The organism is Ornithinibacter sp., from assembly GCF_035443565.1.
Classification (GTDB): Bacteria; Actinomycetota; Actinomycetes; order Actinomycetales; family Dermatophilaceae; genus Fodinibacter.
On sequence record NZ_DAORSO010000057.1, the window covers coordinates 1 to 1978 of the forward strand.

Annotated in this window: 3 protein-coding genes; 2 read left to right on the forward strand and 1 reads right to left on the reverse strand. The window is 71.6% G+C overall.

The annotated features are described in order from the left end of the window. Positions 1-4 precede the first annotated feature (4 nt). Positions 5-730, forward strand: coding sequence for a DNA repair protein RecO (gene recO, locus PLL68_RS07995; RefSeq protein WP_324533259.1), 726 nt, complete (start codon positions 5-7; stop codon positions 728-730). Continuing rightward, positions 727-1521 (forward strand): isoprenyl transferase, encoded by a 795-nt coding sequence (locus tag PLL68_RS08000; protein ID WP_324533247.1) that lies wholly within the window; start codon positions 727-729, stop codon positions 1519-1521. The genes recO and PLL68_RS08000 overlap by 4 nt, the downstream gene beginning before the upstream one ends. Here PLL68_RS08000 and PLL68_RS08005 read toward each other — a convergent pair. Beyond that, entirely contained in the window at positions 1511-1933 is a 423-nt protein-coding gene (locus PLL68_RS08005; protein ID WP_324533248.1) for a Fur family transcriptional regulator, read from the reverse strand. The two genes, PLL68_RS08000 and PLL68_RS08005, sit on opposite strands and share 11 nt — an antisense overlap. Positions 1934-1978 lie beyond the last annotated feature (45 nt).

A 1978-nucleotide genomic window follows, 5' to 3' on the forward strand; every position in this document is an offset into this window, starting at 1 on the left:
TGCGGTGCCCCTCTACCGCGACGAGGCGATCGTCCTGCGCACCCAGAAGCTGGGTGAGGCCGACCGCATCGTCACCCTCCTCACCCGACGCCTGGGCAAGGTGCGTGTCGTCGGAAAGGGTGTGCGGCGCACCAAGTCACGCTTCGGCAGCCGGCTCGAGCCCGGCATGCACATCGACGTCCAGTGCTACGAGGGGCGCAACCTCGACACCGTGACCCAGGTCGAGACCCTCGACCCGTGGGGGGATGCCATCGCCCGCGACTACCCGAGCTACACCGCCGCGACCGCCGTGCTCGAGACCTGCGACCGGCTCACCGAGGAACGCGAACCCGCCCTTCAGCAGTACCTCCTGCTCGCCGGCGCGGTCCGTTCCCTGGCCGGCCGCGAGCACGACCCGAACCTCGTGCTCGACGCCTACCTGCTGCGCGCGCTCGCCGTCGCAGGTTGGGCGCCGAGCTTCCACGACTGCGCCAAGTGCGGCGCACCCGGCCCACACCGCGGGTTCCACGTCGTCGCGGGTGGGGCGGTGTGCCCGAGCTGTCGTCCACCGGGATCGGCCGCCCCGGCCCCCGAGACCCTGCTGCTGCTCTCGGCGCTGCTCGCCGGCGACTGGGCCATCGCCGACGCCTCGGACCTGCACCACCGCCGTGAGGGCAGTGGCCTGACCGCAGCCTTCCTGCAGTGGCACATCGAACGCGGCATCCGAAGCCTCCGTATGGTGGAGCGGTGAGCGCGCCCACCCCGTACCCGCCGCCGTTCCCGCACCCGAGCGGGGCCCGCCCCCCGGCCATCGCACCGGACCGGATGCCGCGCCACGTCGCCGTCGTCATGGACGGCAACGGGCGCTGGGCCAACCAGAGGGGCCTGCCGCGCACCAAGGGTCACGAGGCCGGCGAGGCGGCCCTGCTCGACGTCGTCGCCGGAGCCATCGAGGTCGGCGTCACCCACCTGTCGGCCTACGCCTTCTCGACGGAGAACTGGAAGCGCAGCCCCGACGAGGTGAAGTTCCTCATGGGCTTCAACCGCGACGTCATCCGCCGGCGCCGCGACCAGCTGCACGAGTGGGGCGTGCGCATGCGCTGGGTCGGGCGCCGCCCGCGCCTGTGGGGATCGGTCATCAAGGAGCTCGAGGTGGCCCAGGAGCTCACCCGCCACAACACCGGCCTCACCCTGTACTTCTGCGTGAACTACGGGGGACGCGCCGAGCTCGGGGATGCCGTGCAGCGCCTCGCCGAGGACGTCGCCAAGGGTCGGCTCAAGGCGCGATCGGTCGACGAGCGCACCATCGCCCGCTACCTGCCCGAGCCCGACATGCCCGATGTCGACCTGTTCGTGCGCAGCTCGGGGGAGCAGCGCACGAGCAACTTCCTGCTCTGGCAGAGCGCCTACGCCGAGATGGTCTTCCAGAACCGGCTGTGGCCCGACTACGACCGGCGCGACCTGTGGGAGGCCATCCAGCTCTACGTCGATCGCGAGCGTCGCTATGGAGGCGCCATCGACCTACCAGAGACTACGAGCTAGCCCTCGAGCAGGCGGCGCAGAGGCCGTCGATCTCGACGGTGTGCCGCACCTGGGTGAACCCGTTGGCCGCGGCGACCGCCTCGGCCCAGCGCTCGACGGCGTCCCCGGTGACCTCGACCGCGAGACCGCACGAGCGGCACACGACGTGGTGGTGGTGGTGTGCCGTCGCACACGAGCGGTAGACGGCTTCGCCCTCGGCGGTGCGGATGACGTCGAGCTCGCCCTCGGCTGCCATGGCCTGGAGGTTGCGGTAGACGGTCGCGAGGCCCACCTTGGTGCCCGACCCGGCCATGGCCGCATGGATGTCCTGGGCCGAGCGGAACTCCGGGGAGCCGTCGAGAGCGTCGGCGATGGCCGCGCGTTGGCGGGTCGGGCGCCGCTCGGTCTGGATCTGCTGGATCTGGTCGGTCATCGTGTCTCCGCCCCGGCTCGGTGGTGCTCGTCGTCGTGGCCGTGT